The following is a 7,347-nucleotide window of genomic DNA, read 5'->3' as shown; positions in this document are numbered from 1 at the left end:
GCTAATTTACAAAAGAAATTGGCATGCTGGGGGGCTGGGGATGCAGCCGTGGTTTTTATAAATTAGCAAAACGCAAAATTGATTAAGAAATGACAATGGTACGCTGAGGGGCAGAGGACGCAGAGGTGTTATTGATAAATTTTAAACAAACTGCTTGGTTACGTAACAAACCTAAAAGTTGTCAGCCTTAGTTTATCGAAGGCGGGCTCTTGCTGAATTAACCCGGTTTCGACAAGCACGACAACATAAGAGAATTTAATTAAAAAATGGTAAAAAATTATTTATAAATTTCCAGTAACCCATCGGGCAGCGTAACAAAAACTTTTCTATTTTTTATATCTACTTTCTCCAGACTGTCTTCATGAATAGGTATCAATGCTTCTTTACCATTGTACATAATACTGCATAAAATTTGATGCGGCTGTTCTATTACTTCTTCAATTACGCCAATTTCTTCACCATCATTTACCATCATAAAACCCAGCATGGCAATGGGTGATGATTTAGTGGCGAATTTTTTAAAATCTTCTTCTGCAAGCCAAACTTCTTTAGGTGTAAGTTTACGGGCTGCTTCCATAATATCAACGCCTTCTAATTTTATTACGGTTTCTGTATTACTTCTTATTTGTGCGGATTGTATAAAGTATGGAATGAAGCTATCTTTTTTCTCTTCTAAAAAAATGGCCTCTAAACCTTTTAGCGAAGTTTTTTTGCCGAGGTTATGTTGTAAAACCAATTCGCCTTTTAAGCCGGTGCTGGCGGCAAGTTTGCCTATTTTAAAATATTCGTTCATGAATTTTTATAATTGAAAAACTTATGGGTTACAAAGCGTATGGCAGTTTATTTCAAAATTTTTGCAACAGTAAAATCACAAATAATAATTTCATCAGGCTGACTAAGATAAGCAATCACGTATTTTTTATAAGTAATGCAACGATAACCAAGATATTTCCAAACATTATTGTAACCACAGGGCTTATGAACTATTCTTTCGTCAGAAAGCTTTTCAAAAAAAAGGAAAGCTTCGTCAACAAATTTCTTAGCTGTAGCCGGCAGTCCCTTACCTGCGATAAATAATGCAATGTCGGCAACAGCCTCAGCAGCCGGCTCCAGGATACTTACTTTCCTTTTGCCCATTTATCAATCATTTTATAGGCATGTTTTTTACCTGCTTCAAGTGTTAATTTTTTTACGGGAGCAGTTTTTTGTGCAGCAAGCAGTTGCAATTTTTCAAATTTCTTTTGTTCAATTACAACAAATCTTTTGTTATCAATTGTAAGTGTTCCCATTAATTTATTTTTAGTTATTCAAATTTAAAACAAAAAAACGGTTCCTGATAGTTATTATCATTTCTGCAAATTTGCCTGTTTTTAAAATATTTTTTAACCGCTGCGATAAAAGCTCAATAAAGATTTACTGTATAAGAGTGCGACGCCACTGAAGCCCAACAAAGAAATCCGGCCGGGGCCCATAAAAAAAGTTCCGCTAAAAAATAACGGAACTTAAATGAATTAACGGAACAGAGGTATTTTATTCTTCTGTTTTGGTTTCTTCTGTTGCTGGTGCATCTGCCTGTGTAGCTACTGCTACCGGCGCTTCTGCAACTTTGCGTACCACGGGTTGGTTACGTTTATCCATACGTGCTTTTTTATGGGCACCATGGCGCTTTGCAATATGAGCATCATGCTCACTGCTCCACTTCGTAAATTTCTCCATAGCCACTGCTTCATCAAACAGACCGAGGCCAACGCCACGCAGTAAATGCTTTAGATACAACACGCCTTTAAAAGAAAGGATGCGGCGTACAGTGTCGGTGGGTTGAGCACCTTTCTGCAACCAATCCAATGCTTTTTGACGATCTACCTGAATAGTGGCAGGAACCGTCAAAGGATTGTACGTACCTAATTTTTGAATGAATTTACCGTCACGAGGGCTTCTGCCATCTGCTACAACAATGAAATAGAATGGTCTCTTTTTTGAGCCATGTCTTTGCAGTCTCATTTTTACAGCCATAAAATAGAAATTTTTGGTTGTTAATAATAGGGTTTCTTCCTTAAAAAAGGTTTGCAAATATAACAACCAGCGGGGGATTAGCCAAATATTTGAAAATTCTTTGCAAACCGTTAATTTTTGAGGGTATTTTGTTGGGTTTATGCAATGATATTAGCAGGGAAAGTTAAACACAGGCGATATGGATTTTGGTTGCGCCAAAATTAGGGCTGGAAGCTGGAGCTTCCAGTTACCGCTTTCCCATACCGGGCATTTTACCCATCGGCATTTTGTTCATTATCTTCATCATGCCTTTCATTTGTTCAAATTGTTTTAAAAAGGCATTCAGTTCGGCAATATCTTTTCCGGCGCCCTTGGCAATGCGGAGTTTGCGGTTGGGATTTATAATATCGGGGTTGCGGCGCTCTTGCAAAGTCATGCTGTTTATCATGGCTTCTATACCTTTAAAAGAATCGTCGTTAATATCTACATCTTTTATTTGTTTGCCCACGCCGGGTATCATGCCCATTAAATCTTTAAGGTTACCCATTTTTTTAATCTGCTGCAACTGGGTTTTAAAATCTTCAAAATCAAATTGATTTTTGCGGATCTTCTTTTCCAGTTTTCTTGCTTCGGCTTCGTCAAATTGCTCCTGTGCTTTTTCTACCAAACTCACAATATCTCCCATGCCCAAAATACGCTGCGCCATACGCTCGGGGTAAAACACATCCAGCGTATCCATTTTTTCGCCGCTGCTGGCAAATTTTATGGGTTTGTTTACCGTGTATTTTATAGAGAGTGCGGCACCGCCTCTTGTATCGCCATCTAATTTTGTCAATACCACACCGGTAAAATCTAAGCGGTCGTTAAAGGCCTTGGCGGTGTTTACTGCATCCTGTCCCGTCATACTATCTACCACAAATAAAATTTCTTGTGGGTTGATGGCAGCTTTAATATCCGCCACCTCCTTCATCATTATTTCATCTACAGCCAAGCGGCCGGCAGTATCTACAATAATTACATTTTTGTTTTTTGCTTTGGCTTCTTTTATCGCATTCTGCACAATAGAAACCGCATCTTTATTTTCTCTTTCGGCAAATACATCTACACCAATTTGTCCGCCTAAAACTTCTAACTGATCTATAGCCGCAGGCCTGTAAATATCTGCTGCCACCAGCAATGGCGATTTGCCTTTTTTGGTTTTAAGATAATTAGCCAGCTTACCGCTAAAAGTTGTTTTACCACTACCCTGCAAACCTGCAATTAAAATAATGGCTGGCGCACCGGTGATATTAAATTCACTTTCGCTGCCGCCCATTAATTCAGTCAGTTCGTCCTGTACAATTTTTACCATTTGCTGACCGGGGTTTACGGCTAACAATACTTTTGAACCCAGGGCTGTTTCTTTTACTTTATCGGTAAACTCTTTGGCAATTTTATAATTTACGTCGGCATCAACTAATGCACGGCGAATATCTTTTACGGTGTTGGCAATATTAAGGTCGGTAATACGGGCCTGACCTTTAAGGTTTTTAAATGCGCCTTCTAATTTTTCACTTAACGAATTAAACATATTGATTTGTTTTTAAAAGAGGATTGCAAAAATAAGAAAATGAATAATGTCTTCAGCAAATCATTATTCAACATTTGCTTAGCCCCGTAATAACCGCTGACGGGGTTTGAAACCGCCGTCAGGGTTACGAACCACTCTTTATTTTATTCATTGCCCTAAAATTGTTTTAACCAAATTGCAGGGCAATTGTAAATTTGCTTTATGAATTTGGCTAAAAGCCCCGGCTACAATATTATTACAGAATGGCTTAAAAAAAACAACCGTACTCCATTTGCTTTTCAGCAACAAACCTGGCAACATATTTTAAATGGCAAAAGTGGTTTAGTAAATGCTCCGACTGGCTTCGGAAAAACATATTCTGTTTTTTTGGGAGCATTGATACAATTTATAAATGATTATCCTAAAAACTATCTCTCTAAAAAAAATAATGGCTTACAATTATTATGGATTACGCCATTAAGGGCATTGGCAAAAGATATTGCCCGTGCCATGAATGAAGTGATTGAAGCACTGCAGTTGCAATGGAAAGTTGGCATAAGAAATGGCGATACCGAAATAAATGAAAGAGCCAGGCAAAAAAGACAGATGCCGGAGATTTTAATTATTACACCGGAAAGTTTGCATTTGCAACTGGCACAAAAAGATTATCCAGATGTTTTTGCTTCTTTAAAAATAATTGCTGTGGATGAATGGCATGAGTTGATGGGAAGCAAGAGAGGTGTGCAGGTAGAGTTGGCTATTTCAAGAATTGTGAATGTGAAATATCGAATGGCGAATTGCGAATGTTCAATATGGGGTATATCTGCTACCATTGGAAATTTAGAAGAAGCGAAAGAAGTTTTATTAAGTCCATTGAAAAGATTTCAAAAAAACAGAGAGGCAAAAGCCCCCTCTTCGGGAGGGGATTTCGGGGAGACTGTTAAAGCTAACCTTCACAAAAAAACGGAAATCCATTCTATCTTTCCTGATGAAATAGAAAAATATCCGTGGGCCGGGCATTTAGGAATTAAATTGGTGGAAAAAGTTTTACCTATCATCAACAACAGCCGCACTACATTAATTTTCATTAATACCCGTGGCATGACGGAGATGTGGTACCAGGCTTTATTAAATGCTGCACCGGATTTAGCAGGAGCAGTTGCTTTGCATCATGGAAGTATTGAACAGGAACTACGTTTTTGGGTGGAAGAAAATTTACACACCGGAAAATTAAAAGCAGTTGTTTGTACAGCAAGTCTAGATTTGGGTGTTGACTTTCGCCCTGTTGAAACAATTATACAGGTTGGTTCGCCAAAAGGCGTAGCAAGATTTTTACAAAGAGCAGGCCGCAGCGGCCACAGCCCCGATGCAGTAAGTAAAATTTATTTTTTGCCTACACATAGTTTAGAGCTGGTGGAAGCTGCTGCATTAAAACAGGCAGTAGAAGAAAATTTTATTGAAAGTAAAACGCCGCAGTTACTTTGCTTTGATGTGCTGATACAATATTTGTGTTCCATTGCTATATCGGATGGATTTTTTCCGGATGAAATTTTTGAAGAAGTAAAAAGCACTTATTGCTTTGCAGAAATAACCAGGGAAGAATTTCAGGAAATTTTATTGCACATCACTGCAGGCGGCAAAGCACTGGCACAATATGACGAATATAAAAAAGTAGAAATTTTAGAAAACGGTTTGTATAAAATTAACAACCGCCGCACTGCCATGCGGCACCGCATGCACATAGGCACTATCGTAAGCGATGCTATGCTGAAAGTAAAATTTTTAAGTGGTGGTTATATTGGTGTTATTGAAGAATGGTTTATATCAAGACTCGACCCCGGAGATTCTTTTACTATTGCAGGTAAAAATTTAGAGCTGGTAAGGATAAAAGATATGACGGTGATGGTGAAAAAATCTACCAGTAAAAAAAGTATTATACCCAGCTGGATGGGGGGAAGAATGAGTTTAAGCAGCAACATGGGTAAAAAATTAAGAGAAGCTTTAGCCGTAAGCCAGAAAGGCAATGTACAGGTAGAGGAGCTGCAGGTTTTACAACCATTATTTAATTTGCAAAAACAATTATCGCATGTGCCATTAGAAAATGAATTACTGATTGAGCACATTGAAACCAAGGATGGCTTTCATTTATTTGTGTATCCGTTTGAAGGAAGATTAGTGCATGAAGCAATGGCGGCAATATTATCTTACCGCATTGGTAAAATAACACCTATTACTTTTTCTTTTGCCATGAACGATTATGGTTTTGAATTATTAAGCGACCAGCCGATACCTTTAGATGACAGCAATGTGTATGAATTATTTACTGCCGAAAATTTATTTGAAGATATTCAACGCAGTGTGAACAGTACAGAAATGGCGAAAAGAAAATTCAGGGATATTGCAGTTATTGGCGGATTAATTTTTCAGGGTTATCCCGGCGAATATCAAAAAGCAAGACATTTACAAAACTCTGCTTCTTTATTATTTAAAGTTTTTGCCGAGTATGAACCTAATAACATTTTACTACGCCAGGCATATAAAGAAGTTTTTGAACAGCAAATGGAAGAAACAAGATTGAGAGATATGCTGCAAAGAATTCAGCAGAGTAAAATTGTAATTACATGGCCGCAACAACTAACACCATTTTGTTTCCCTCTAAAAGTTGACAGCTTAAGAGAAAATATGTCATCCGAAAAATTAGAAGACAGGGTGAAAAGAATGCAGGAACAGTTGGGAAAAGACAGTTGATAATGGGCATTTTGCAATTTCCGTTTTTATTTTTGCTACCCCATACAAATAAAAAATTATTATTGAATTAAAAATTCAATGTACTAAATGCCATCATTTATAAAACATACCATTAATAAAAACGATTTTATTTTAAGCTGTAACAGAACGGTGTTTTGGGAGCAGGAAAAAATATTAATTCTTTCTGATCTGCACTTAGGTAAAACCGGCCATTTTAGAAAAAGCGGTATTGCTGTGCCTGCGGCTGTAATGAAAGAAGATATGCAGCGCCTGGTAAGTACCATTCAGTTTTATAAACCGGCATTAGTGGTAATTGTAGGCGATCTTTTTCACAGTGTAGAAAATAAAGAACACGAATTATTTTTAAAATGGCGAAATGATATGCTGCATGTGCCGATGCTTTTAGTAAAAGGCAATCATGATATTGTACCGGATAAATGGTATGCAGATGCAAACATTACCACCGAAAAAAAAATGTGGCGAAAAAATAATTTTGTATTTGTGCATGATGTGGAAGATGTACCGGAAGAAGATATGAATGAAACCGATTACTTTTTTAGCGGACATATACACCCTGCAGTAACTATGAGAGGTTTGGGCAAACAAAGTCTGCGTTTTCCCTGTTTTTATTTTACACAACATTATGCAGTGTTACCCGCTTTTGGAAAATTTACCGGGACTTACCTTATAGCACCTGCAGCAAAAGAAAAAGCATTTATAATAGTTGAAGATAGTGTGTTGCTGCACAAACAATAATCATACCTGTTACTTTCTCTTTTTAATTAAAGATTGAAACGAAATTATTGTTCTGTAATTTAGTGTATCAATTTTTTTCTTCAACAGATTCAACAATGGATAACAGTTTTTTTATTTACCTGGAACAACTGGAATTAATAGGATTTTTTTCTGGCTATTTATTTATTTACCTGCTGGTTAAATTTATAGTAACCCATTTGTTACAAAAGAGAATTGTTACTTCAAACTTAGCTAACCTTTTACCTTACAGTTATGCAGTAGTTGGTCTTTTATTTGCAGGCTACCAGTTAAAAAATTTATAT

At 37.1% G+C, this 7,347-nt stretch carries 8 protein-coding genes; 3 read left to right on the top strand and 5 right to left on the bottom strand.

Annotated elements, in window-relative coordinates:
* Positions 1–277: 277 nt before the first annotated feature.
* From rimM to ffh, 5 genes are all read right to left on the bottom strand, one after another.
* Entirely contained in the window at positions 278–793 is a 516-nt protein-coding gene (gene rimM / locus ACY65O_RS20010; RefSeq protein ID WP_462222627.1) for a ribosome maturation factor RimM, read from the bottom strand.
* A gap of 47 nt (positions 794–840) precedes the next feature.
* Positions 841–1,137, bottom strand: coding sequence for a type II toxin-antitoxin system RelE/ParE family toxin (locus tag ACY65O_RS20005; protein ID WP_462222626.1), 297 nt, complete (start codon positions 1,135–1,137; stop codon positions 841–843).
* Positions 1,119–1,289 (bottom strand): hypothetical protein, encoded by a 171-nt coding sequence (locus ACY65O_RS20000; RefSeq protein WP_462222625.1) that lies wholly within the window; start codon positions 1,287–1,289, stop codon positions 1,119–1,121. Before ACY65O_RS20000 ends, ACY65O_RS20005 begins: the two co-directional genes overlap by 19 nt.
* Before the next feature lie 241 nt (positions 1,290–1,530).
* Positions 1,531–2,013: a 30S ribosomal protein S16 gene (gene rpsP / locus ACY65O_RS19995; RefSeq protein WP_462222624.1), complete on the bottom strand. Its 483-nt coding sequence runs from the start codon at positions 2,011–2,013 to the stop codon at positions 1,531–1,533.
* 226 nt (positions 2,014–2,239) lie between these two features.
* Entirely contained in the window at positions 2,240–3,562 is a 1,323-nt protein-coding gene (gene ffh, locus ACY65O_RS19990) for a signal recognition particle protein (protein ID WP_462222623.1), read from the bottom strand.
* A gap of 201 nt (positions 3,563–3,763) precedes the next feature.
* Here ffh and ACY65O_RS19985 point away from each other — a divergent pair, with 201 nt between their 5' ends.
* From ACY65O_RS19985 to ACY65O_RS19975, 3 genes are all read left to right on the top strand, one after another.
* Complete coding sequence (locus ACY65O_RS19985) at positions 3,764–6,289, top strand: ligase-associated DNA damage response DEXH box helicase (protein WP_462222622.1); 2,526 nt, start codon at positions 3,764–3,766, stop codon at positions 6,287–6,289.
* A gap of 87 nt (positions 6,290–6,376) precedes the next feature.
* The gene (pdeM, locus tag ACY65O_RS19980; protein ID WP_462222621.1) at positions 6,377–7,045 is read left to right on the top strand and encodes a ligase-associated DNA damage response endonuclease PdeM; all 669 of its coding nucleotides are present in this window, start codon (positions 6,377–6,379) and stop codon (positions 7,043–7,045) included.
* A 95-nt stretch (positions 7,046–7,140) separates the two neighbouring features.
* A partial coding sequence (locus ACY65O_RS19975; protein ID WP_462222620.1) for a hypothetical protein occupies positions 7,141–7,347 on the top strand: 207 nt, incomplete at its 3' end.

Origin of the sequence: Ferruginibacter sp. (genome assembly GCF_031430955.1) — a bacterium.
In the GTDB taxonomy this organism is placed as follows: Bacteria; Bacteroidota; Bacteroidia; order Chitinophagales; family Chitinophagaceae; genus Ferruginibacter.
Note: the sequence above shows the minus strand (reverse complement) of the source record. Positions and strands in the feature narration are given on the sequence as shown.